The sequence below is a fragment of the Thioalkalivibrio sp. AKL12 genome, assembly GCF_000377925.1.
In the GTDB taxonomy this organism is placed as follows: domain Bacteria; phylum Pseudomonadota; class Gammaproteobacteria; order Ectothiorhodospirales; family Ectothiorhodospiraceae; genus Thioalkalivibrio; species Thioalkalivibrio versutus.
In genome coordinates this window covers 12,075-36,189 of record NZ_KB898891.1, presented here as the reverse complement: position 1 = coordinate 36,189, position 24,115 = coordinate 12,075, and the positions used below count along the sequence as shown (strand labels likewise).

Annotated in this window: 22 protein-coding genes; 9 read left to right on the top strand and 13 right to left on the bottom strand. The window is 68.0% G+C overall.

What is annotated here, in order from left to right:
- Positions 1–53 precede the first annotated feature (53 nt).
- Positions 54–1,034 (top strand): M14 family metallopeptidase, encoded by a 981-nt coding sequence (locus tag D579_RS0102685; protein ID WP_018144406.1) that lies wholly within the window; start codon positions 54–56, stop codon positions 1,032–1,034.
- An 18-nt stretch (positions 1,035–1,052) separates the two neighbouring features.
- Positions 1,053–1,841, top strand: a complete 789-nt coding sequence (locus tag D579_RS0102680; RefSeq protein WP_018951029.1) for a sulfite exporter TauE/SafE family protein — start codon at positions 1,053–1,055, stop codon at positions 1,839–1,841.
- Between the two features lie 126 nt (positions 1,842–1,967).
- On the opposite strand, the gene D579_RS15055 is transcribed toward D579_RS0102680, so the two are convergent.
- The 4 genes from D579_RS15055 to motA form a co-directional block, all read right to left on the bottom strand.
- Positions 1,968–2,114, bottom strand: coding sequence for a hypothetical protein (locus tag D579_RS15055; protein WP_155985594.1), 147 nt, complete (start codon positions 2,112–2,114; stop codon positions 1,968–1,970).
- A 157-nt stretch (positions 2,115–2,271) separates the two neighbouring features.
- Complete coding sequence (locus D579_RS0102670) at positions 2,272–3,402, bottom strand: GTP-binding protein (RefSeq protein WP_018951027.1); 1,131 nt, start codon at positions 3,400–3,402, stop codon at positions 2,272–2,274.
- 1 nt (position 3,403) lies between these two features.
- On the bottom strand, positions 3,404–4,354 hold the full coding sequence (gene motB / locus D579_RS0102665) for a flagellar motor protein MotB (RefSeq protein WP_018937877.1): 951 nt from the start codon (positions 4,352–4,354) through the stop codon (positions 3,404–3,406).
- Positions 4,355–4,373: 19 nt separating this feature from the next.
- Positions 4,374–5,228, bottom strand: coding sequence for a flagellar motor stator protein MotA (motA, locus tag D579_RS0102660; RefSeq protein WP_018937876.1), 855 nt, complete (start codon positions 5,226–5,228; stop codon positions 4,374–4,376).
- Between the two features lie 113 nt (positions 5,229–5,341).
- Between motA and D579_RS0102655 the strand changes: the two genes are divergently transcribed.
- Both D579_RS0102655 and D579_RS0102650 read left to right on the top strand, forming a co-directional pair.
- Entirely contained in the window at positions 5,342–6,724 is a 1,383-nt protein-coding gene (locus D579_RS0102655) for an HDOD domain-containing protein (RefSeq protein WP_018951026.1), read from the top strand.
- Positions 6,725–6,893: 169 nt separating this feature from the next.
- Positions 6,894–8,459 carry a PAS domain-containing methyl-accepting chemotaxis protein gene (locus D579_RS0102650; RefSeq protein ID WP_018176000.1) on the top strand — a complete coding sequence of 522 codons (1,566 nt, stop codon included), beginning with the start codon at positions 6,894–6,896 and terminating at the stop codon, positions 8,457–8,459.
- Positions 8,460–8,651: 192 nt separating this feature from the next.
- On the opposite strand, the gene ispG is transcribed toward D579_RS0102650, so the two are convergent.
- The 3 genes from ispG to D579_RS0102635 form a co-directional block, all read right to left on the bottom strand.
- A complete protein-coding gene (ispG, locus tag D579_RS0102645; RefSeq protein WP_018951025.1) occupies positions 8,652–9,878 on the bottom strand; it encodes a flavodoxin-dependent (E)-4-hydroxy-3-methylbut-2-enyl-diphosphate synthase in 1,227 nt (408 codons plus the stop codon).
- Between the two features lie 229 nt (positions 9,879–10,107).
- Positions 10,108–11,244: a hypothetical protein gene (locus tag D579_RS0102640; RefSeq protein ID WP_018951024.1), complete on the bottom strand. Its 1,137-nt coding sequence runs from the start codon at positions 11,242–11,244 to the stop codon at positions 10,108–10,110.
- 54 nt (positions 11,245–11,298) lie between these two features.
- Positions 11,299–12,153, bottom strand: coding sequence for a hypothetical protein (locus D579_RS0102635; protein WP_018951023.1), 855 nt, complete (start codon positions 12,151–12,153; stop codon positions 11,299–11,301).
- A gap of 162 nt (positions 12,154–12,315) precedes the next feature.
- On the opposite strand from D579_RS0102635, the gene D579_RS0102630 reads away from it, so the two are divergent.
- Positions 12,316–12,930 (top strand): TIGR02281 family clan AA aspartic protease, encoded by a 615-nt coding sequence (locus D579_RS0102630; RefSeq protein WP_018951022.1) that lies wholly within the window; start codon positions 12,316–12,318, stop codon positions 12,928–12,930.
- Positions 12,931–12,976: 46 nt separating this feature from the next.
- The gene (locus tag D579_RS0102625) at positions 12,977–14,308 is read left to right on the top strand and encodes an MFS transporter (RefSeq protein ID WP_018175995.1); all 1,332 of its coding nucleotides are present in this window, start codon (positions 12,977–12,979) and stop codon (positions 14,306–14,308) included.
- Between the two features lie 64 nt (positions 14,309–14,372).
- On the opposite strand, the gene D579_RS0102620 is transcribed toward D579_RS0102625, so the two are convergent.
- The 4 genes from D579_RS0102620 to D579_RS0102605 all read right to left on the bottom strand — a co-directional run bounded on the left by D579_RS0102620 (position 14,373) and on the right by D579_RS0102605 (position 19,732).
- Positions 14,373–14,678: a type II toxin-antitoxin system RelE/ParE family toxin gene (locus tag D579_RS0102620; RefSeq protein WP_018175994.1), complete on the bottom strand. Its 306-nt coding sequence runs from the start codon at positions 14,676–14,678 to the stop codon at positions 14,373–14,375.
- Positions 14,679–14,687: 9 nt separating this feature from the next.
- The gene (locus D579_RS0102615; RefSeq protein ID WP_018175993.1) at positions 14,688–14,873 is read right to left on the bottom strand and encodes an addiction module protein; all 186 of its coding nucleotides are present in this window, start codon (positions 14,871–14,873) and stop codon (positions 14,688–14,690) included.
- Positions 14,874–15,290: 417 nt separating this feature from the next.
- A complete protein-coding gene (locus D579_RS0102610) occupies positions 15,291–18,479 on the bottom strand; it encodes an efflux RND transporter permease subunit (RefSeq protein WP_018951021.1) in 3,189 nt (1,062 codons plus the stop codon).
- Positions 18,476–19,732 carry an efflux RND transporter periplasmic adaptor subunit gene (locus D579_RS0102605; protein WP_018951020.1) on the bottom strand — a complete coding sequence of 419 codons (1,257 nt, stop codon included), beginning with the start codon at positions 19,730–19,732 and terminating at the stop codon, positions 18,476–18,478. The genes D579_RS0102610 and D579_RS0102605 overlap by 4 nt, the downstream gene beginning before the upstream one ends.
- 185 nt (positions 19,733–19,917) lie before the next feature.
- On the opposite strand from D579_RS0102605, the gene D579_RS0102600 reads away from it, so the two are divergent.
- The gene (locus tag D579_RS0102600; protein WP_018951019.1) at positions 19,918–20,472 is read left to right on the top strand and encodes a copper chaperone PCu(A)C; all 555 of its coding nucleotides are present in this window, start codon (positions 19,918–19,920) and stop codon (positions 20,470–20,472) included.
- A gap of 41 nt (positions 20,473–20,513) precedes the next feature.
- On the opposite strand, the gene D579_RS0102595 is transcribed toward D579_RS0102600, so the two are convergent.
- Together D579_RS0102595 and D579_RS0102590 are read right to left on the bottom strand one after the other, a co-directional pair.
- Positions 20,514–21,371: a peptidylprolyl isomerase gene (locus tag D579_RS0102595; protein WP_018951018.1), complete on the bottom strand. Its 858-nt coding sequence runs from the start codon at positions 21,369–21,371 to the stop codon at positions 20,514–20,516.
- Positions 21,371–21,667 carry a YciI family protein gene (locus D579_RS0102590; protein WP_018144390.1) on the bottom strand — a complete coding sequence of 99 codons (297 nt, stop codon included), beginning with the start codon at positions 21,665–21,667 and terminating at the stop codon, positions 21,371–21,373. The genes D579_RS0102595 and D579_RS0102590 overlap by 1 nt, the downstream gene beginning before the upstream one ends.
- Before the next feature lie 412 nt (positions 21,668–22,079).
- Here D579_RS0102590 and D579_RS0102585 point away from each other — a divergent pair, with 412 nt between their 5' ends.
- Both D579_RS0102585 and D579_RS0102580 read left to right on the top strand, forming a co-directional pair.
- Positions 22,080–22,694 carry an L-threonylcarbamoyladenylate synthase gene (locus tag D579_RS0102585; RefSeq protein ID WP_018168560.1) on the top strand — a complete coding sequence of 205 codons (615 nt, stop codon included), beginning with the start codon at positions 22,080–22,082 and terminating at the stop codon, positions 22,692–22,694.
- Positions 22,695–22,744: 50 nt separating this feature from the next.
- Entirely contained in the window at positions 22,745–24,112 is a 1,368-nt protein-coding gene (locus D579_RS0102580) for a DUF945 family protein (protein WP_018937865.1), read from the top strand.
- Positions 24,113–24,115 lie beyond the last annotated feature (3 nt).

Genomic DNA, 24,115 nt, shown 5'->3' with positions numbered 1-24,115 from the left:
CCCTGGGCCGCTCCGGTAGCCTTTAGGCCCGTCTCTTGCCCGGAGCTGCCCCGATGTCCGATCCGTCCCGTCCCACTGCGTTGCGTTCGATCACCTTTCACGGCCTGGAGCCGGGGCCGCGTCTGATCGTGCTGGGGGCGGTGCACGGCAACGAGACCTGTGGCACCCAGGCCACCGAACGCCTGCACGCGGAGCTGGAGTCGGGGCAGCGGCGTTTGCTGCGCGGACAACTGACGCTGGTACCGCGCACCAACCCGCTGGCCTATCAGCTGGAAAGCCGCATGGGCGAGCGCAACCTGAACCGCAATCTGCGCGTGACCGACGACCCGCAGGACTTCGAGGACCGCATCGCCAACGTGCTGTGCCCGCTGCTGGCGGCGCATGATGTGCTGCTGGATCTGCACTCGTTCCACACCGGTGGGCAGCCGTTCATCATGCTCGGCCCGCGCGACAACGACGGCGAGCTGGAAGGCTTCACGCACGCGGCCGAGGAACAGGCGCTGGCGGCCTGCCTGGGGCCGCAGCGCATGGTCGAGGGCTGGCTGGATACCTACGCCCGCGGGGTCGCGCGCCGGATGAAGAACCCGAACGCCAGCCAGCGCGCGCAGATGCTCAGTACCGACCCCAGCTACGGCATCGGCACCACCGAGTACATGCGCTCGCAGGGCGGCTACGGCGTGACCCTGGAATGCGGCCAGCATGACGACCCGCAGGCGCCGGAGGTGGCGTACAACGCGATCCGCAACACCCTCGCGCATCTGGACATGCTGGAGGCCCCGGCCACCGCGGGCCAGGCCAGTCCGGAGGTGCTGCGTCTGGTCGAGGTGATCGACCGCGACCACCCGGATGACCGCTTTGCGCGGGAGTGGAAGAGCTTCGATCCGCTGGCGGCCGGCGAGCTGATCGGTACGCGTGCCGACGGCACCGAGGTGCGTGCCCCGGAGCCGGGCTTCATCGTGTTTCCCAACCCCAATTCCTTGCCGGGCAACGAGTGGTTCTATCGCGCCGAGTTCAGTGACCGCAAGGTCGTCTGAGCCGGGAATCCGCGCGGCATGGACTTTGCGCCCTCCGGCGTTGCGTTGCTGCTCCTCGCCGCCGGGTTCTTCGCCGGCCTGCTGAATGCGGTGGCCGGTGGCGGCAGTTTCCTGACCCTGCCGGCGCTGATGAGCGTTGGCGTGCCGCCGGTGGCCGCGAATGCCACGGGGACCGCGGCCCTGCTGCCCGGTTATCTGGCCAGCGTGCTGGCGGATCGGCGGCAGTTACGCGGGGCGTGGCAGGAGCTGGGCCGAGGGCTGGCCTGGGGCCTGCTGCTGGCGGGGGTGCTGGGCGGGGCCCTGGGGGCCTCCGTGCTGCTGCTGACCGGGGATGCCCGGTTCCGCGCGCTGATCCCCTGGCTGTTGCTGCTGGCCACGGTGCTGTTTGCCCTCGGCCCTTGGCTACAGCATCAGGCCGCGCGGACGCATTCGGGGCCGCTGCGGGTATTGGGGGCCGGGCTGGGCTGTGCCTACGGCGGCTATTTCAACGGTGGGGTCGGCATCCTGCTGCTGGCCATCCTGCGTGGCCAGGGGATCACGGATCTCGCGCGGGCGAATGCGGTGAAGAACCTGCTCTCCTCGGTGCTGACCCTGATGGCGGTGGGGGTCTACATCGCGGGCGGGCAGGTGGTCGCGACCGGGCTGCTGGCTGTCGGGGCCGGTGCGATCCTGGGCGCGCGGCTCGGTATCGCCCTGGTGCGCCGCGTGCCGGAGGCCGGCTATCGGCATGCCGTCACCCTGATCGGGGCGGTGATTACCCTCTTGTTTTTCCTCGATCCGGCCTGGCTCGCATCGCCTGACGTGTAGGCTGCGTTGAGCGAAGCGAAACGCATCGGTCGGCGTGACGTCTTTCCGTGTACCCGTGCGTCCTGATGCGTTTCGCGGGGCTCAACGCAGCCTGCGAAGCGTCTGCCATTGGCGTTGAGGGCCCGGTCAGGGGTTCGGGGTGCGTGCGGCGTCGAGTGTCCGGGCGAAGGCGTCCAGGGCGGCGGTATCGGATTCCGGCAGGATGGCCTCGATGCGGGGGCGCCGTGGCGTGTCCGGGGCGTCCATCGGCTCGAGCCCGTCGTGGCCGCCCACGGTTGATGCGGCGTCAGGCCTGGTCGGTCTTGTAGGATGTGTTGAGCGAAGCGAAACGCATCGTTCGGGGTGGCGTCTTTTGCTGTAGCGTGCGTTCTGATGCGTTTCGCGGGGCTCAACGCATCCTACGAGGCGTCGATTGGCACCGGGTGGTGGGTTAGGTGTTCGGGGTGTGTGCGGCTTCGAATGCCTTGGCGAGGGCGTCCAGGGCGGTGGTGTCGGATTCCGGCAGGATGGCCTCGATGCGGGGGCGCAGTAAGGGGGCTGGCGGGTCCATGGCCTCCAGCCCGCCGTGGCCGTCCACCCGGTTGATGCGTTGCCAGCCCTGGTCGGTCTCCACCAGCCCTTTCAGCCGGTCGCCGGTAAAGCCGTCGACCAGGCCTGCGAGCGTTGCGTGGTCGACGATCTGCCCCTCGGGCATCAGCCAGCTGCGACCGATGTAGCCATCGCCACGGGTGTCAATGGTGACCCATTCATCTGCCGCGGGAGCGGCATGGTCGTGGTCGTGGTCGTGGTCGTGGTCGTGGTCGTGGTCGTGGTCATGGTCATGGTCATGGTCATGGTCATGGTCATGGTCATGGTCATGGTCATGGTCATGGTCATGGTCATGGTCATGGTCCGTGGATTCGGTCGCGGCGTCGAGGAAGGCGCGGGCCTCGGGGAACAGGGCACCGCCGCGTTCCAGCCGGGGCCGGTCCAGCCATTCGCGCTCGATGCGGGCCTGAGTCGTCTCGACCACCAGGGGGCGCGGCGAGGGCATCGCGGCGACGTAGGCATGCAGCGTCTCGCGGTCATCCTCGCTGTAGAGGTCGGCCTTGTTGGCCAGGAGTACATCGGCCAGGGCGATCTGGTCCTGCCAGGTCGGGTGCTCGCGATGGCGGGGCGAGGCCAGGTGGCGTGCGTCCATCAGGGTCACGGTGGCGCGCAGATCGAGGACGCCGGCATAGGGCGGTTCGGTCAGGGTGCGGATGATCTGGGCCGGGTGCCCGAGACCGGTCGGTTCGATCAGGATGCGGTCGGGTTTCTGGCTGCGGATCAGCCGGTTCAGGCCGACGGTGAACATCTGCGCCGAGACGCAGCACAGGCAGCCGCCGGGGATCTCCTCCAGGGCCACGCCGGTATCCGCCAGCAGCCCGCCATCCACGCCGATCTCGCCGAACTCGTTGACCAGCACAGCCCAGTGCTCGCCTTCCGGGCGCTGCGCGAGCAGGTGACGGATGGCGGTGGTCTTGCCGACGCCAAGAAAACCGGTGATCAGGTTCAGCGGGATGTCGCGATGTTGGGCCATTTTAGCTGGGGTCGTCCAGTTGCGCGGGCGGTGGGCCGGTGCCGTTGTCTGCCGGTCCAAGGGTTTCGGGGCGCACGCCCTCGCTCTCCAGGCTCTGGCGCATGGCATCGTCGGCCTGCTGGGACATGACGATGATGGAGATACGGCGATTGATGGCCGCTTCCGGTTCTTCGCGGTTGAAGGGCACGCTGGCCGCCAGACCCACCACCTGGGCAATCTGGTCGGATTCGGTGCCGCCGGCGATCAGCGCGCGGCGGGCCGCGTTGGCACGGTCGGCCGAGAGTTCCCAGTTGGTGTAATCCGGGCGCAGCAGCGGGCGCGCGTCGGTGTGTCCGGTGATCGAGACGCGGTTGGGGACCTTGTTGATCAGGCTGGCCAGTTCGCGCAGGATCGCGTCGGCGTGCTCCAGCGGCCGCGCGCTGGCACTGTCGAACATCGGCCGGTTCTCGCGATCGATGATCTGGATGCGCAGGCCCTCGGGCGTGATGTCCAGGAGCAACTGGTCCTTGAAGGGCTCCAGCGCCTGGCTTTGTTCGACCGCTTCCTCCAGGGCCCTTTGCAGTGTCTCGAGGGCCTCACGGTCGCGCGCCTCGGCCAGGTCGTCCAGGGTTTCGTCGTCGATGCCACTGGGGGGAGCGACGGATTCCGGGTCTTCCATCAGTTCTGGCAGGCCCTCGAAATCGATAATCGACGGGTCCACTCCTGTGCCGTCCCCGGGCGCCTGTCCGGGGACGGGTGCACGGCCTTCGAAGGCTGACGGGTTCTGAAAGTACTCGGATAAACCGGCAAGATCTTCGGCCTCCATCGCGGCGAGCAGCCACAGGAGCAGGAAGAAGGCCATCATCGCGGTGGCGAAATCGGCAAAGGCCACCTTCCACGAACCGCCGTGGTGAGCGGCCTTGACCACCTTCTTCTTGACGATGATCGGCTGGGTCTTGTCCTCGACGCCCATGGGTGCGTTCCGGACGGCCTCAGGCCGCCTTCACGTGCTCCTCGAGTTCGGAGAAGCCGGGCCGCAGCTCGCTTTCCATGGTCTTGCGGCCGAATTCAACCGCCACTTGCGGGCTGTACCCCTGAACATTGGCGAGGATGCAGGCCTTGATACACTGCAGAAACTTCGCCTCTTCCTGGGATCGCGCCTCCAGTGCGGCCGCGGTCGGACCGACGAAGCCGTAGGCCAGCAGGATGCCGAGGAAGGACCCGACCAGGGCCGCCGCTACGTTCATGCCTATTTGTTCGATTGAGCCGCCGAGCGCACCCATGGTGTTCACGATCCCCAGCACCGCCGCCACGATGCCGAAGCCGGGCAGGGCATCCGCCACGCGGTTGACCGCGTGGCTGGGGCGCTCGGATTCCTCGTGATGGGTCTCCAGGTCCACGTCCATCAGGGCGTCCAGCTCGTGCGGGTTCATCGAGCCGGAGATGATCAGGCGCATGTAGTCGGTGATGAACTCGACCGCGTGATGGTCCTTGAGTACCCGGGGATGCGCCTGGAACAGGGCGCTTTCCTCGGGCTCCTCGACGTCGCCTTCGATGCCCATCAGGCCTTCCTTGCGGGCCTTGGTGAACAACTTGTACATCAGCGCGAGCAGGTCGAGGTAGTCTTCGCGCGAGTACTTGGCGCCGCCTTTCAGCAGCTGGGGAAGGGACTTGAGGACCGTGATCACGACCCGGAAGGGGTTGGCGATCAGGAAGGCGCCCAGGGCCGCGCCGCCGATGATCATGTATTCGTACGGCTGCCAGATGACCATGATATTGCCACCGTGCAGCATGAAGCCGCCGAACACGCCGCCGAGCACGATGATAAAGCCGAGAATGTACTTCACTGATGGGGTTCCGGGATGTGGGCTCGAGTAGGGGTTCTGCGGGCCAGTTCACAGTGCCGCAGTTGCTATAGTGACGGGCATAACCATAACGACTCCCCTGCGCGAGGTACAGCATGTCCCTGGACAAGGACGCGCCCTACATGGACGAAGCCGCCCGCCTGGCGGCCGTGGAATGGCCGATCCTCGAGGCGAGCGATGCGGTGTTTGCCGACCCCGACGCTCTGGTTGAGCGCTCGCTGCGCGAACTGGCGCGTTACGCCGAACGCGACCCCGGTCTGAGCCTGCGTCTGGTCCTGCGTGCAAACCGTTCGCGCCGCGGCCTGCGCCAGGAAGTGCACGCGGTGGGGGACGCCATCGCTATGCTGGGGTTGCAGAACGTCCATCAGGAGGCGGCTGCGGCGCCGCGCGTCGAGGATGTCGTTACCCAGCCGCAGGCTTATCGCGAGATGGCGGCGCAATCGCGGCTGGCGGCAATGATTGCGACCGAAATCGCAGGCGAGCGCCACGATACCGAGCCGGGCGAGCTGGCCCTGGCCGCCCTGCTGAATCAGCTCGGCCTGCTCGCCCTGCTGGTGGAGGGCGAGCCGCGCCTGGCCCGGTTGATGGAGATCCTCGAGCTGAATGCGCTTCCGGACGAGGCCAGTTACACCGCACTGGGGTACGCAACGGACGATCTCTCGCGTGCGATGGCGGAACAAATGGAGCTGCCGGAACTGGTGCAGGGGACGCTGCGGGCGGTCAATGCGGCGCATCACCGGGCCTTTGAGGTGATGGTTGCGAGTGCCGTGGCCTGGCAGGTCTTTCGCGGCATGGATACCGCGCGCGGTGACCGCGACCTCGCGTTGTTGGCCGGGTTGATGGGCTTGACCGACAAGGAGGCCGCGGACCGGATCAGTGCGGTGATCGAGCGTTTCAACGCGGATGTCGCGGTCTACCATCATGAACCGCTGGATCCGCAGATACCCGGGCGGGTCTGGCTGCGCGAGCCCCATCGGCCGCGCCTGGCCCTGATGCCGCGGGCCGACCTGCTGGAAGAGGGGATTGGCGCGCTCGAGAAAGAGGAAAACCGCGAGCTGCGCGTACGGCGGATGCTGCGGGTGATGCAGTTCGGAGTGGGCCTGAACCGGGTGGTTTTTGCCCGTCTGTCCCGGGATGGCGAGACGCTGCGCGCCGAGCACCTGGTCGGCACGCTGCACGAACCGGAGTTCAGTCACTTTGTGATCAACCGTGCGGCGCTCGGACCGTTGGCGCAGGTTCTGGATATGGACACGCCGCAGTGGTGGGACCGCAAGCGCATCCATGAGCAGATGCCCTCGGCGGTGCGCAAGCTGACCGGCGGGGTCGACTGCCTCGTCGCGCGCCTGTGCGATGGCGAGCGCGTGCTGGGCCTGGTCTACGCCGACCGGCGTTCGCGTGACCTGGAGCTGACCCCGTTTGCCTTCGAGGGCTTTCGGCGTGTGCTGGCCGCGGCATCGCGGACTGTTGAACCCCGGTAGGCCGCCGCCAGGTGCGATTCAAGTTTGGGGCATCTGGGTCGATACATTCGTAAGAGCGAATGTATTCGCCGGGGATCATCCTCGAGGGCGCGGGGCGCAGCGAACGGCCCGCGCGAATTTTGATTGCCGGACACGTCCTGTTCGGCACACAAGAATAAGGAAGTACGGCATGCGCAAGAATCTTCCCGTCACCCAGACGGACTATTCGCTCGATCGGCATGGGGATCTGATCTCGGCCACGGACGAAAAAGGCCGCATTCGCTATGCGAACGACGACTTCGTCGAGGTCAGCGGCTTCGACTGCGCGGAGTTGGAGGGGGTTGCACACAATATCGTGCGCCACCCGGACATGCCGGAGGCCGCCTACGCGAACATGTGGGCGACCCTGAAGGCCGATGGGGCCTGGATGGGCATCGTCAAGAATCGGCGCAAGAACGGCGATCATTACTGGGTGGACGCGTTTGTCACCCCCGCCTACGAGCACGGCCGCAAGACCGGCTACGAGTCGGTGCGGGCGATCCCGGAGCGCGAACATGTGGCACGCGCCGAGAAGGTGTATGCCGCGATCAACCGGGGGCGGAGCTTCGCACGGCGCTGGTATCACGGCCTGACCTGTCGTCTGGCGGGCACCTGGATCGTGGGCGTCCTGCTGGCACTCGCCGTCGTGTTCTCGGCGTCTTCGCCTGTGGTGCAGGCGGCCCTGCTGGTGCTGATCTTCGCCGTCGGCGGCGTGGCGTCGCTGGTGTTTACCTCCGGGGTGCGCCAGGCGGTCAAGCGCGCCCAGGCCCAGTTCGACAACCCGGTCATGGAGGCCATCTACACCGGACGGCGCGATGACAGCGCCTCGCTGGAACTGGTACAGCGCTTCGGCGAGGCCAAACTGCGCACCGTGCTGGGCCGCATCGAGGACAAGGCCGAGGCGGTGAGTGACGATGCCCACTCGATGGCCAGCAGCGTGGACCAGACGGCCGCCGGCGTGGAGCGCCAGCAAAACGAGATCGACCAGGTCGCCACGGCGATGAACGAGATGACCTCGACCATCCAGGAGATGGCGAGCAACTCCGCGCGCGCCGCCGAGGCCGCCAACAACGCCGAGAAGGAAACCGGGGCCGGTCAGGATGTCGTGAACGACACGGTTTCCGTGATCAACCGCATGGCAGCGGAGGTCGAGTCCACGGCCGAGAAGCTCGGCAAGCTGGAGGCGAGCACCGTGGAGATCGACAAGATTCTGAGTGTCATTCGCGAGATCGCCGAGCAGACCAACCTGCTGGCGCTGAATGCCGCGATCGAGGCCGCCCGCGCCGGGGAACACGGCCGCGGGTTCGCCGTGGTGGCCGACGAGGTGCGCAGCCTGTCGCAGCGCACCGATGAATCCACGGTGACCATTCGCAATATGATCGAGAGCCTGCAGTCCGGGGCGCGCGAGGCCATGTCCGCGATGCGTGCCAGTCAGGAGCGGGCCGCCGACGGGGTGGAGAAGGCCCAGGCGGCGGGCGATTCACTGACCAGCATCCGCGAGGCCGTTGGCCAGATCACCGAGATGAACACCCAGATCGCCACCGCGGTCGAAGAGCAAAGTGCGGTCTCCGAGGAGATCAACCGCAACGTGACATCCATTCGCGATGTGGCCACCGAGACTGGCTCCGTCTCTGCCCATGCCCGCGATGCCAGTGCGCGGATGCAGGCCGAGGCGGCCGAACTGAAGGCGCTGATCCACCGCTTCGAACAGAAGTAAGCCGAGCCTCGATTGGGCCGTTATCGACTCGGTAGGGGTTGGAGCGGTGGGGTCGAGCCTGCGTGGCGATGGCGCGCGGAACCGCGTTGGCACGCAGTGGCAGGATGCGTTGAGCGCAGCGAAACGCATCCTGCAAGTTCATGTGTCGCCAGAGGCCCTGATGTTCTCTGTGCCTCGTGGCGAACAGGAACGTCAGGCGGTCTGGCGGTAGCGGCGTTCGATGTAGGCCTCGACGCGGGCCTGGAATTCTTCGGCGATGTGGTCGCCCTTGAGGGTAACGGTCTTCTCGCCGTCCTCGTAGACCGGGGCGACCGGTTGTTCGCCGGTGCCGGGCAGGGAGATGCCGATGTTGGCGTGCTTGCTCTCGCCGGGGCCGTTGACCACGCAGCCCATCACCGCGACGGTCATCTCCTCCACGCCCGGATAGCGTTCCTTCCAGGTGGGCATCTGGTGGCGGATGTAGGTCTGGATGTCCTGCGCCAGGTGCTGGAAGTATTCGCTGGACGTGCGTCCGCAGCCGGGGCAGGCAACCACCGACGGCAGGAAGCTACGCAGCCCCATACTCTGCAGGATCTCCTGGGCAACCAGGACCTCGCGGGTGCGGTCGCCGCCGGGCTCCGGTGTCAGCGAGATACGGATGGTGTCGCCGATGCCCTGTTGCAGGAGCACCGATAGCGCGGCCGTGGAGGCGACGATGCCCTTGGCCCCCATGCCGGCCTCGGTCAGGCCCAGATGCAGCGGGTAGTCGCAGCGTGCGGCCAGGTCCTGATAGACCGAGATCAGCGGCTGCACGCCGCTGACCTTGGCCGACAGGATGATGCGGTCATGCGGCAGGCCGATACGTTCGGCCTCGGCCGCGCTCTCCAGCGCCGAGGTGATCAGGGCCTCCTGCATCACCGCTTCCGGTGACAGGGGGGCGGCGCGCTCGTTGTTCGCGTCCATCATCCGCGCGAGCAGGGCCTGGTCGAGGCTGCCCCAGTTCACGCCGATGCGCACTGGCTTGTCGTACTCGCAGGCGGTCTCGATCATGGCCGCGTACTGGCTGTCGCGCTTCGAGCCGCGCCCGACGTTGCCCGGGTTGATGCGCAGCTTGGCCAGCGCCTGCGCGCACTCCGGGTATTGAGTCAGCAGCTTGTGGCCGTTGAAGTGGAAGTCCCCGACCAGCGGCACGTCCAGTCCCATCGCGTCCAGGCGCTCGCGGATCTCCGGTACGGCCTTCGCCGCGGCCTCGGAGTTCACCGTGATGCGCACGACCTCGGAGCCGGCGCGCGCGAGTTCCGCCACCTGCACGGCGGTGCGCAGGGCGTCCGCGGTGTCGGTATTGGTCATCGATTGCACCATCACCGGGTGGTCGCCGCCGACGGTGACGTTGCCGACGCGGACGGGGACGGTCTTGTGGCGCTTGGGAATCGTATTCATCAGTAGGCGCGGGCGCGAGGTAACGGTGTGCGGAGTGTAACGCAGCACTGCTCGACTGCCGAGAAACTGCAGGCCCCAAGTCGTAATGTCCCCGTCATGGCGAGGCCCCGCAGGGACCGTGGCCATCTCCTGACGCAGCCCCGACGCTTCGCCTCGGCCCGACGCCGGGGTCACCCCCGGAGATCGCCACGTCGCTGCGCTCCTCGCGATGACGGTGCTCGTTTTCCCGTCATGGAGAGGCCCCCGAGGGGCCGTGGCCATCTCCGGACGCAGCCCCGGACGTTGGTCCTGGTCGGCGCCAGGGCTGGAAGGTGTTCTCGACCGCGGCGCGACTGGCCGCGTGCCGGGCCTCGACGCGCTCGGCGATGGCCTGCTGCCAGGCCAGGCGGGTCTCGGCGTGCAGGGCGTCCAGGGCCTCGTGCAGGGCCTGCTCCAGGTCTTCGCGGTGGCGGGTCTCGTCGAGCCGCAGAAGCAGCCAATCCACGCCGATGATCGTGGCCCCGGCAGCGGTGATGCCACAGCCCAGCGAGAACGGACCGCTCCAGGCGCAGACCCCGGCACCAAGGGCGCCCGCGCGGCCGGCGCGACCGAGGCTGCGCGCCAGCCCCGCCTGCGTGGCGCGGGCGGCCAGCCGGGCCTGCACGGCGCGCGCGATCAACGGGGTCGCGAGCCCGGTGCCGGCGGCGGCGGTGGCCGCCAGGCCGGTGCGCTGGTCGAAGCGCTCCAGGTCGATATCCAGCGCCGCGTGCAGGGCGTGGCCGCGTTCGATCTCGGCCGCTGAGCCCCCGCCGGCGCGCGGCGGTGGGCTCGGGATGCGCGCGTCCGCGAGGCGGTCGGCCAGCTCCAGACGCCAGGCGTCGCGGACCTGGCGTTGTTGCTCGTCCAGACCCCATTCGACGCGGGTGGCCAGGTCCTGCAGGGCGCGCTCCCACAGCGCCTCGGGCAGCAGGCGCTCGCGCAGCATCTGCGCGGGGGCATCCGGTTCGGCGTCACCCAGCCACTGGGTCCCGCGCAGCCACAGGCGCATGTATTCGGCGCCCAGCGAGTAGTACCAGTCCGCGACCTCGGGGACGCGGTCGTGCAGTTCCGCGAAACGGGCATCGAGTTCGGTATCCACGCGGCCTTGCCAGTGGTCCCGGGCCTCGGCGTCCCCCGCCTCCAGCCATTCGAGCGTGAAGCGTTCGAGGTGGGTGAGGCGTTCTTGATCGACCTGGTAGCGCTGCTCGCCGAGTTGCAGGGTCAGCGGCGCGGCCTCTTCCCAGCTGCGGGGTTCGTGCTGGCTGGCCAGCCACAAAAGGCTGGTGCTGGCCAGCAGGGTCAGGACCAGCCAGGTCCAGGCCGTATGCCACCCCGCCGTCATCGCCATGGCCGGGTGCCGGTTGGGGCTTGCGGGATGCACGACGGCATGGCGGGGTCCGCGCTACTCGATGACGGGGGCGTTGCGCGGGTCGCCCAGGGTGTCGTTCGTCGGGCGCAGCGGCAGCAGGCCGTTGGCCAGGAGCAGGAAGCCGAGGGCCAGGAAGGCCTGTTCCGCGAGTACCAGCAGCCAGCCGAGCAGGGCCGGCAGGGATTCCACACCCTGCGGGAACCACTGCTGGCCCAGCCACAGGCGCAGGGCGTCCTGGGCGGCGGCGAGTTGCAACCCGGCCTCCAGCAGATGGCTGCGCGCGGCCTCCTGGTGGACCAGGAACCAGACCGCCTGTTCCAGCGAGGCGCCGGTCAGGTCGGGGTACCGGGCCAGCAGGGCCAGCGCCAGCAGGGCGACGATCAGCAGCATGCCCGTGAGCCGCAGGGCCCCGCGGCGGACCAGTTCCGGTGCGAACTGCGGATGGGCATGGCCGCGCAGCAGGCGGGCGAACAGGGCCTCGCTGATCACCAGCACGAAGCCGGCGACCAGCAGGGCGGCCCAGACCTCCTGGGTCGGGATGCGCGCGAGGGTGATCAGCAGCAGTCCGCCCAGCAGCGCGCCGATGATCAGGTGCCGCAGGGCCATCAGCGGCCCGCCCCGCAGGCGCCGAGGCCATTGGCTGGTCGGCTCCAGGTAGCCGCGCAGGAAGGCCGCGCGCCGTACCCGGTGGCGCCGGAAGCCGCCATGGGCGATCAGCAGGGTGACACCGATCCACAGCGCCATCACCCCGGCCTCGGGCAGGACCCGCAGGTTCATGTGCATCAGCCACAGCCCGATTACCAGCAATGTCACGGTAAAGGCATGGCGCAGGGCGATATGCCGGGTCGGGGGTGGGCTGGACGCGGTGGACGAGGATGAACGGGACACGGGGACTCCAGGAGGATATGCACGCCCTGATGGTAGCAGGCGCGGGGGTTGTCGCCTGGCGTTCCGGTTTCGTTCAGCCGGAGGCGCTATAACAGCGGCATGACTTGGACTCGTCTCGCTCGATACTGTTCGCCGGCCGTGTTCGGTCTGGCGGTGTGGCTAATGCTGTGGTGGCCGGCCTCTGTGGCCGCGGAGGAGCTGCGCCTGCATGCGGTGTTCGGGGATCGCGCGGTGCTGTCCGTGGGGGACGAGCGGGCCGTGGTCTCCACCGGCGAGTCCGGCCCGGGCGGGGTGCGGGTCCTGCGCACGCGCCCGGGCGCGGCCCTGGTGGAGTACGGCGGCCGACAGCATGAGCTGCGGGTGCAGCAACGGGCGGCCCCGGCACGGCCGATTGGGCCGGCGGAGGGAGGTGGCGAGGTGCGGGTGCATCGGGATTCGCGCGGCGAGCATGCGCTGACCGCCGGGGTGAACGGCACGGCCGTTACCGTCGTCGTCGATGCGCAGGCTGACTCGGTGTTGCTGCGTGAGACCGATGCCGAGCAGGCCGGGATTGACGCCGATCAGGGGCGCTCGGTGCGCATCCGCGACGCCCGGGGTACGCAGCATGGGCAGCGCGTCCGGATCGAGCAGTTGCAGGTGGGCGCGCTACGCCGTTCGGGAGTGAGTGCGATCGTGTTGCCCGACGATGCACTGCCGCGCTCGCGTCTGGGCCGCAGTTTCCTCGAGCACTTCGCGGTCGAAACGGACGGCGATGCCGTCGTGATCCGCGAGCGCTGAGGAGGTGGGTTAGCATGTGGCCCGTCATGACCCCCGAGATTCCTGCATGCCGCTGATTCGGCGCCACCCCGAGAACGCGCCCGCCCCCCGGCGCGAGATCTTCGGCTGGGCGATGTTCGACTTCGCCAATCAGGCCTACACCTTGTTGATCATCACGGTGATCTTCGGCGACCTGTTTACGCGGGTGATTGTCGGCGATGCCCCGGATTATCGTCTCGGTAACCTGTTGTGGAGCGTGGCCCTGGCGGTCAGCTACGCGATGGTGATCGTGGCCGCACCGTTTGCCGGGGCGATCATGGATGCCACCGCCTCGCGCAAGCGTTTCCTCGCCGCCTCGTGGGTGCTGACGATCATCACCACCGCGTTGTTGTACTTCGTCGAACCGGGGCTGGTGTTCTTCGGCATGGCGCTGATCATCGCCTCGAACTTCGGCTATGCCATCGGCGAGTCCTTCATCGCCAGCTTCCTGCCCGACCTGGGGCCACCGGAGAAGCTCGGCTGGATCTCGGGGCTGGGCTGGGGTCTCGGGTATATCGGCGGGTTGGTGGCGACCGCCTTTGCCCTGGGGCTTCTGGGCGAGGTGAGCGCGGAGAACTTCGAGCGCATTCGCTGGGTCGGGCCGTTCGCGGCCGCGTTCTTCCTGGTCTCGGCGCTGCCGACCTTCCTGTTCCTGAAGGAGCGCGGTACCCGTCGGCGCATGGCGCGCAACGTCCAGCTGGGGCTCGGCTGGAAGCGGGTGAAGGCCTCGCTGGTCACGCTGGGCGAGCGCCGCGACCTGCGCGCGCTGTTCGTGTCCATCTTTTTCGTGATGGCCGGGATCTACATCATCATCGCCTTCACCTTCATCTATGGCGCGCAGGTGATCCAGTGGGACGAGCCGACGCGCGTGATGATGTTCGTGGTGACCCAGATCACCGCGGTGATCGGTGCCGTGGGCTTCGGGTTCCTGCAGGACCGCGCGGGGCCGGTGCGCATCTATCGCATCACGCTGGTGCTTTGGGCATTGGCGGTGCTGGCGATCTTCGCCACGCCGACCATCGCCCAGTGGCTGAGCGTGCTGCTGGGACGACCGGTGGAGGCGCAGATGGTGTTCCTCGGCGTCGGCATCCTGGCCGGGCTTTGCCTCGGTTCGGCGCAGTCCGCCGGGCGTGCGCTGGTGGCGCTGATGGTTCCGGCGCGCGAGGCCGGGCGCTGGTTCGGGTTCTGGGGGCTGGCGTCCAAGGCCGCGGCGATCTTCGGCCTGCTCGGCATCGGGCTGCTCCAGGTCTGGCTGGGCCTCGAGAACGCCATCCTGTTCTGCCTGTTCCTGTTCCTCGCCGGGCTGCTGGCGTCCATTCCCATCCGCCTCGCCGACCGCCGCCAGGCCGCGGCGGTTTGATTCGCCACGAAACACACGAAGGCCCTTCTTCGTATCTTCGTGCGCTTCGTGGTGGAAATTCGAGCTACTCGTCTGGATCGCTCAGGCGTGTGGCGAGATGACCCGGGGCCTGGCGGCAATCGAGGATGGCGTAGACGCGGATGATTTCGTCATCGACCCGATAGTAGATCGCGAAGGGGAAGCGGCGGGAAAGCAGACGATGGAAACCATGATGCTGCTCGTGCACGCCGGCGTACAGGAGCAGGGAGTCGATGTCGGAAAAGAGGGCATCGAGGAAATACTCGCCCAGCCCCGGTGACCGGGAGGTGTAGAACGCAGCACCTCGGGCCAGGTCCTCTTCCGCCGCGTCGAGGAGTTCGATCAAGCGCAAGGCAGGCCGTTACCCGTTGCGCAGGCGTCGCTTGGCGTCGTCCCAGGGGCGAAATCGGGCCTCACCGCTGGCGGCGGTCGCCTGGCGCTGTTCCAGCACGTCGCGATGCCAATTGGGGACCGGGACATCCGCCGGATTACGCGCTAAGTCTTCCCACAGCTCCTCCATGGCGCGGAGCTTTTCGGTCGTGGTCATTTGGTCGAGAGCGAGGGATGCAGTCACGTGTAACTCCCTTCAAACATACGAATCCAGTATAGCCCGTCGGCTGAGTACACGCCGTCGGGCCGGTCTCGTTTGATCAACCACGAAGCGCACGAAGGCACACGAAGGGCGATTGCACCACAGAGGACACGGCATACACAGAGAAAATCGAAGACAGCCCCGAACCGGGCAGGATGCCGTGGAGCGCAAAGGAAGCGCATCAATGCCCGCCACTGGTCTGACTGGACCACTCACCGTTCTTCTCGCCCCAGCTTTTCGGCCCCCTGGCCCGCCATCGCATTTCTCCGTGCCTTCCGTGCCCTCTGTGGTGCAACCCGCGCTTGACCTTGACCTGGCCCTTCTTCGTGCGCTTCGTGGCGGGAGTACAAAGCCACGGGTGGCCCCGGAGGGCTATTCGGTGGCGTGGTGGGTGGTGGTGGCGCCGCGGTCGAAGCGGCCTTCGTAGAGGCGCAGCAGGGCGGGGATCACGAACAGCACCAGCACGGTGGCGATGGCCAGGCCAAAGACGATGGAGATCGCCATCGGGATCAGGAACTGGGCCTGGACCGAGCGTTCGAACAGCAGCGGGGTGAGGCCGGCGATGGTGGTGACCGAGGTCAGGATCACCGCGCGCAGGCGCTGGCAGGCGGCCTCGACGATCGCCTCCTGCAGGGCCAGCCCGGCCTCGCGCAGGCCCTGGTAGAAGCTCACCAGGATGATCGAGTTGTTGACCACGATCCCGGTCAGGCCGAACAGGCCGAACAGCGACAGGATGGTCAGCTCCACATTCAGGATCCAGTGTCCGAGCAGGGCGCCGAGGATGCCGAACGGGATGATCGCCATCACGATCAGTGGCCAGCCCCAGGAGCCGAACACCCAGGCCAGGGTGATGTACATCAGCCCCAGCGCCAGGATCAGGCCCGTGCGCATGTCGGCGAAGGTCTCGGCCTGGTCGGCTGCACGCCCCTCGAAGGAATACTCGATGCCGTAGCGTGCCGCGAGGTCGTCCAGCGGGCCGTCCTCCAGCGCAGCACGGATGCGCGCGGCGTTGTTCACGCTGCGGTCGACCTCGGTGGAGACCTGGATGGCCAGGCGGGTATCGGCATGGCGCAGGGTCTCGAAGCCCTGGCGCGAGCGCAGATCGACCACGCTGCCCAGCGGGGCGAATTCGCCGCTCGGCAGGCGCAGGTTCAGCCGCTCCAGGCTCTCGCTGGAATGGCGTTCGTGATCCGGCAGGCGCACGCGCACCTCGACCTCCTCCAGTCCGTCCTGGTAGAGCTGGGCGAGGTGGCCGTCGAAGGCGTCGCGCAGCTGGGCACCGACCGATTCGGTGGTCAGACCCAGGGCGCGGCCCTCCGGCTTGATCTGGAACACCAGCTGTTCGCGGCCGAACGGGGTGTCGTCGTTGGTGGCGAAGGTGCCGGCGAAGTCGTCGAAGATATCCGCCAGTTCCAGTGCCGCATTTTTCAACACATGCGGGTCGTCGCCGGTCAGGCGGACCTCCAGATCGCGTCCTGGCGGGCCGGTCTGGCGCTCGTCGATGCTGAAATTCTCGATGCCCGGGGCCTGGCGCACGCGCTCCTCCCAGGCCTGGATGAATTGGCGGTTGCGCACCTCGCGCTGTTCCGGCGATGCCAGTTCGACCTGGATGTTGCCGAACTGGTCGCCGCGTGGGGCGTTGCCGTCGCCGGGGTCGATCCCGCGCCCAAGCCGAGTCACCGAGGCGCGCACCAGGTCGCCGCCGAGCTCCTGTTCGGTCTCCGCCAGGGCCTCCTCGACGTGGATCAGGAAGGCCTCCACCCGCTCCGGCGGGGTGCCGGCGACGAAGTTGACGCCAGCGTTGACGATGGTGCCCTCCGGCGACGGGAAGAAGGTGAAGCCGATGCGCCCGCTGGCGGCCAGGCCGATGGCCAGGATCAGAGCGCCGACGGCCAAGGCAAGGGTGGTGCCGGAATGATTGACCGAGACCGTGACCGCGCGGCGGAAGGCGCCGTTGCGGAAGCCCTCGAAGCCGTTGTCGAACCGCTCGCGCAGGCTGCCCGGGCGCGGCGGCTTGAGCCGGTGCATCACGCCCTTCAGGTGGGCAGGCAGGATCAGGAAGGCGATCAGCAAGGTGGCGATGATCACGCAGATCACCACCAGCGGGATGTCGAACAGGATGTTGCCGATGATCCCCCCGATCAGCATCAGCGGCAGGAAGGCGGCGACCGTGGTGAGCGAGGCGGCGATCACCGGGCCGACCATGCGCCGGGCCCCGTCGCGCGCGGCACGGCTGGCCGACATTCCGCGCTGGTGCAGGCTGTAGGCGTGTTCCGAGACCACGATGGCGTTGTCGACGATGATCCCCAGCGACATGATGAAGCCGAACAGCGAGATCATGTTGATCGAGCCGCCGACCACCCACAGCACCACGAAGGCGGCGGTGAACGCGATCGGGATACCCAGCGCCACGCGCAGGGCGATGTGGCGGTTGAGGAACAGGAACAGGATCGCTAGCACCAGCAACAGGCCGCCCAGACCGTTTTTCAGCAGCAGCGTGATGCGCTCGGACAGGAGCTCCCAGAAGGCGTCGGTGACCTGTAGATCAACCCCTGGCGGCAGGGCGGGGCGGGTCTCGGCCAGCCAGTCTTCCAGCACCTGGGCGGCGGCGAGGGAGTCGCCGGTCTCCGAGCGCAGCAGCTGCATTTCGATGGCCCGCTGACCGTTGGCGCGGACGCGCACCTGGCCATCGCGGTGGCGCAGGTCCAGGGTCGCGATATCGCCCAGGGTCAGGCGCCCCAGCTCGCCATCGCCGCGCAGTACCAGGCGCTCGAAGCTGACGATGTCGCGCGCCTGCTCCAGGCTGCGGATCTGGCGCGCGGTGTCGTCGCGACCCACCGAGCCGGCCGGCAGGTCCTGCGCCATGGCGCGGATCTGCTCGCCGATATCCGCGAGCGTCATGTCCAGGCGGTAGAGCGTTGCGGATGGCACCTGGATGGCCATCTCGTCCTCGGTCAGGCCGGTGAACTCGATGCGCGCGATGCCGGCATCCAGCAGTTCGCGTTCGAACTGACGCGCGAGGATGCGCAGTTGCTGCGGGTCCTCGGGGCCGGTCAGCAGCAACCGCGCCACCGGCTCGTAGCGGATGATGCGGGTGACCACCGGGGTCTCGGCGGCCTCCGGCAGGTTGCGCTGCTGGTTTACACGGTCGTTGACCTGCTCCAGCGCCAGGGTCATGTCGGTCCCGGCCTCGAACTCCATGGTGACCACGCCGATGCCCAGTGCCGAGGTGGAGGTCATGTTGCGCAGGCCGTCGACGGTGCGCAGGTCCTGCTCCAGCGGGTCGACGATGGCGCGTTCGACGTCCTCCGCGCTGGCCCCCGTCCAGGGCACTTCGACGGTCACGAAGTCGAGCTCGAAATTGGGGAAGAACTGGGTGTTCAGCTTGGTCAGGGCGAAGGCCCCGGCCAGCAGCATCAGTGCAATCAGCAGGTTGGCGGCGAGGCGATGCTCCAGAAACAGCTGGATCGGGCCGCGTGGAGGCCCGTCGTGTTCCTGCGCGCCGCCACCAGGCATGGGCTGCCCGGATTCCGGCGCGCTGCCGGTCTCCGATTCGCTCATCGGCCGGAATCCTGTTCTTCAACCTCGACCCGCAGGCCGTCCACGGCATTCGGCAGGCGGGTGGCGATCAGGGTGTCGCCAGCGGTGATCGCGTCGCTGCGGATCAGGGCGAGGGTGTTGCCGTCCGCGTCGATAAAGTCGCCCAGGCGCTCTACTTGCAAGGACTCCAGGCGCCCTTCAACCACGCGGAACACGCGATCGCGTCCGAACAGCGACTCGAACGGGACCGCGAGGCTGTCGGGCTCTTCGGGTAGCTGCAGGCGCAACTCGACGAAGCGGTTCAGCGGCAGCCGCTGGCCCCCTGCGCGGACTTCGAAGACCCCGCGCATCCCGGATTCGCCGGTGCGGGTCTTGCCCTCCAGGCGCGCCAGCTCCGTTTCGATTTCGTGGCCGCCGACCATGGCATGTGCGGGGAGGCTTGTGCCCGCCTGCAGCAGGGCCTCGACCCGGGCGACCAGGTGTTCCGGAAGGCTGGCGCGAATCTCCAGGTCATCCACGGCGTACAGCCGCAACAGCGGGTCCCCCGGCCGGGCGCGTTCGCCAGTGGCGACCTCGACCTCGACGACGCGGGCGTCGAAGGGGGCGCGGATGGTGGTGCGTTCCAGGTCGATCGCGGCCTGCGCCTCGGCGGCGCGGGCGCGCGCCAGGCGGGCCTCGGCCTGGGCCCGGCGCATCGGGGCATCGGCCACGGCCTGCTCGCGGCTGTCCACGGTGATGCTGGCCTGTTGCAGGCGTTCGCGCGCGGCATCGACGTCGGATTCGGAACCGAGATTGCGTCCGCGCAGGTCGCGGGCCCGTTCCAGGCCGCGCTCGGCAATCGCCAGCAGCTCGCGTTCGCGGCGCAGGGCCTCGCGGTCGAAGCGGGCGCGCAGTTCCTCACTCTCGACCGCGCCTTCCAGTTCCTGGCGTTCGGCCTCGCGCTGGTCCAGCAGGAGCTGGGCCTCGCGCGGGTCGATGCGGACGAGGGCATCGCCCGACGCCACCCGCTGCCCTGCGCGCGCCGGCACGTCTTCGATCTCGCCCTCGACCGCGGCACGCAGCAGCGCATCGCGGGCGGACTGGCTGCGTCCGTTCAGGATGATGCCCGGGCGGTGGGTGCCGGGCTCGGCGGTCAGACCCTGCACCGGCCAGGTGCGTTCGCTGGCCTCCGGCGGCGGGGCCGAGGGCCCGGTCGCGCGCAGAATCATGAATCCCACCACCGCGACGGCGAGGATCAGGACAGGGAGGATGGCTCGGCGGAGGGCGCGCGGCATGGGTATCTCGGTTGTGTTCGCGGTACTGGCAAGCCGGGTGTGGCTCGTCGCTTGGAGACGCGCGGGGGCCGGAGGTTCCCGCAGCGGGCCACATCATACCATCGCGGTTTGTGGGGGAACCCCCGCGCTTGCGGTCAGTCCCTGTTGTGCCAATATTACGTTTTGCTTAAATGAGGATAAAGGCGATGAAGGGATCCAAGCTGTTTCTTGGCGGCCTTTTGGCGGCGGGTTTGCTGGCGGGCGGCGTTGCGGCTCCGGTCCTGGCCGAGGCGCCGCAGATCTGCGAGTGCCGCGATGGCCTGGAGATGGAGGGGACGCCGTGGATTCGCCTGATGCCGGGCGACATGACGGGTGGTTACTTCGTGCTCCGCAATAGCGGCGATCAGGATTATCGGATCGTTGCGGCGGAGGCGCCCATCGCGAAGGTGGTGGAGCTACACGAGCATGCCCATGTGGATGGCGTGATGCGCATGCGCCAGGTCGATGGCCTGGAACTCCCGGCTGGCGAGACCCTGGTGCTGGAGCCGGGCGGACTGCATCTGATGTTCATCGGCCTGCACGAGCCGCTGACGGCGGGGGACTGGATCCCGGTTCTTCTGGAGTTTGCCGACGGTGAAACCATGGCGATCCATGCCCGGGTGCAGCGGAGCGAGGGTGCCGGTGAGGGGCACCCCCGCGGGCACAATATGGACGGAGACGCTCGCGACATGGGCCACGGGGCCGGGCACGACGGGCACTGAAACGGACGCGGCGTACCCGTTGGGTACACAGCGTTCCGGCCTTACTGGTTGGCGGGCCGGGTCGGGATCTCGACGTCGGCATCCTCGCGCAGCGCCTCCAGATACTCCTGGATGGCACGGCTTTCGAGGATCTCGATCAGCTCCGCGCGCACGTCTTCCAGTTCCGGGACCGGGGTATCGCGGGTTTCCTCCAGGCGGATGATGTGCCAGCCGAAGCGGCTCTCGACCGGTTCCGCGGTGGTCTCGCCCGGTTCCAGCGCCATGGCCGCCTCGCTGAATGCGGGGACCATTTGTTCCGGGGCGAACCAGCCAAGTTCGCCACCACGGGCCGCCGAGCCCGGATCGGTGGAATGGGCCTCGGCCAGTTCGGCAAAGTCCGCGTCGGCCTCCAGCTCTTCGAGCAGTTCGCGGGCGCGCTCCACGTCTTCCACCAGGATGTGCCGCGCGCGATATTCGGTACCGCGGATTTGCTCGATCTGGCGGTTGTACTCCGCTTCGAGGTCCGCCTGGGTGATGTCGAGCTCTGCGGTGATGCGCTCCATCAGCAGCGAAGCCAGCAGGTTGGTCTCGACCATGCGCAGGATGCGCCGGGTCTCGGCATCGGTATCCAGCCCGCGGGCGACCGCCTCCTGACGCAGTAGCTCAAGGCTGATGACTTCCTCCAGCGTGCCGTCGCTCGCGGCCGGGCCGGGATCCTCGTCCATGCCGGCGTAGGCGAACAGGTCGGCGCGGGTGATCGCTTCACCGTTGACGATAGCGACGGTATCGGCGTCCCCGGTATCCGTGGTGACGTCGTCACCGGTGAACTCCGGCGTGGCTTGGTCCTGCGTGTCGCAGGCGGCGAGCAGCCCGGCGAGCGCCAGGGCGCTCAGGGCTGTAGTCAGGATGCGCCGCTTCATCAAAACACCTGCTTGAACGGGCGTACGTCGACCGTGGTGTACACGCCGGCCGCCACGTAGGGGTCGGCGTCGGCCCACTCCCGTGCGGCCTCCAGCGAGGGGAACTCCGCGACGATCAGGCTGCCGGTGAAGCCGGCCGGGCCCGGGTCGTTGCTGTCGATGGCGGGGCAGGGGCCGGCCAGGATCAGCCGGCCGTCGTCGCGCAGGGCCTGCAGCCGGGCGACGTGTTCCGGGCGCGCGGCCAGGCGCGCATCCAGCGAATCGGGGGCATCCTCGCCCTGGATCATGTACAGCATCGGCATTCTCCTCGGTAAGGGCACCAGTCTAACGATGTCGGCGGGCGGATGCCGTTAAGGAGACGCTGATTGAATCGCGCGCTCGCGTTGGTGCCCCCTGTTTTCCGAGACAAGGCGCGTCGAGCAGCGGGTAGTGGTTCTACCCGCAAGCGGCGCAACGCAGGATCGGGGAACAGGGGGCACTAACCCCACAAACCATTCAAAGCAGGGGCTCGGCCGCTTTTGCGCGCGCACGGCGTTGCGGCTCCCTTGTGCAGAGTGACTGCACGGCAGTCACCGCGCCTTGTTCGCACGCAAAAGCGACTCGAGCGCGAGCGCGCGATTCAATCAGCGTCTCCTTAAGGGCTCGTTCTTATGGGCGCGCCGATGGATGCGCTACACTGCGCGGCCGATCACCGCACCGACTTGTCCCATGATCTCGATCCACCCCGATAATCCCCAGCCCCGGCTGATACGGCAGGTCCTGGACCAGCTGCAGGAGGGGGCCGTCATCGCCCTGCCGACGGATGCCTGCTATGCGCTGGCCTGCCTGCCGGGCGACAAGACCGGGGCGGATCGCATTCGCCGCATCCGTCAGGTGGACGAGACCCATCACCTGACGCTGTTGTGCCGCGATCTCTCGGAACTGGGCGTGTACGCGAAGGTGGACAACACCGCCTTTCGCCTGATGAAGGCCCTGACCCCGGGGGCCTACACGTTCATTCTGCCCGCCACCCGCGAGGTCCCGCGGCGGCTGCAGCACCCGAAGCGCCGTACGATCGGCATGCGCGTGCCGGCGAGCCCGATTGTCTCGGCGCTGCTGGAAGAGCTGGGGTCGCCGCTGATGTCCGCGACCCTGCAACTCCCCGGGGATGAACACCCGTTGAGCGAGCCCTGGGAGATCGAGGAGCGCCTGGGCAAGGTGGTGGATCTGGTGATTGACGGCGGCGCCGGGACCCTGGAGGCCACCAGCGTGGTGGATCTAACCGGCGACGCGCCCGAGGTGATGCGGCATGGCCTGGGCGACGTGGGATTTCTGGATGAATAGCCCCGGCCGACGGCGGGGATCACGGCGCGGCACGGCCGCAGGGAGGCGCAATGCGTAAGTGGGTGGTTCTTGCGGTGGTGGTGCTGGCAGTGGCGGCCATCTGGCCGGTGGTGGTCGGCACACAGGTCGAGGGTACCGTCGCCGAGACACACGAGGCTCAGCTTGGCGAGGTGTATCTGCGTCACGAGATGCTCGAATACGAGCGCGGCTACCTGGCCGCCAGCGGTCGCAGTCGGCTGATCCTGGAGGATGCCGACGGGCGCTTCGAGATCCCCCTGGTACACGCTGTGCGCCATGGCCTGCTGGGGGCGCGCGGCGATTCCTTCGTGGATCTGGATACCCTGGCCGCCCCGGACGACTCGCTGCTCGCCCATCTGTTGCGCTCGCTGGATCTACAGGTGCATTCGCGCTCGGGGATCGGCGGTGGTGTGACCACCCGCATTGCGTTCGACGATCTGCGCATGGACCTGATGAGCGTGCCCGAGGTGGCCGAACACGCCGCTACGGTGGGCGGTCCGCTGTGGCTGGATCTTGCGGCGGGCCAGGGGCGCTTCGCCTGGTCGTCCGAGCAGATCCTGGTGAGCCTGGACCTGCCGGAAACGAGATTGTCCGATGCCAGCTTCTCGTGGGAGGCGCGCGAGGCACGTTATGCCACGGTTTTCGAGGCCGATGCCGACGGGGTCTTCGGGCGGCTGCCGGACTACGAAGGCGGCCTGGCGGCGGCCGTGATCGAACTGCGTGAGGGCGAGGCGACCCGCCTTCACCTGGAGCGCCCCCGCCTCGACGCCTTCCAGCATACGAACAACGACCGCATGGACTCGCGCCTGCGGCTGCAGGTCGATCACGCCCGGGTGGATGATGGCGCGGGGGATGCCCTGACGCTCACGGCCCTGGACCTGCAGGCGGCGATCCTGCGCTGGGACCGTCCCAGCATGCTGCAGTTTCTGGCCGAGCTGGAAGCGGTCGACGCGCGCGGCATCGAGGGCGAGCAGCGCAATGCCCTGATCGGTTCGGCGATGATCGATGCCCTGGGCGGCATGATTGAACACCAGCCGGCGATCCAGTTGCGGGCGTCGCTGAACGACGAGCCGCCCCGGCAGGTCGCGCTGGACGCCGAGCTCGGCCTGCATGGCACGCAGCAAAGTCTGACGACCCGCCCGCTGGAGACCCTGCGGCTGGACAGCGATCTGCGACTCGGGCTGGAATGGGTGGCCGAATTCGACGCCGCGTATCCCGATATCGACCTGGACGCGCAGTTGCATGCCCTGGCTGCGGATGGCTGGGTCCGTCGCGATGCCGAGGCCGGCTACTGGCACGGCACGCTGGCGATGGCGGACGGCCGCGTGCGCATCAACGACGTGGATCGCACGGCAATGCTTCTGGCCTTGCTGTTCGCCTTCTCCGGCGGCATGTTCTGAGAC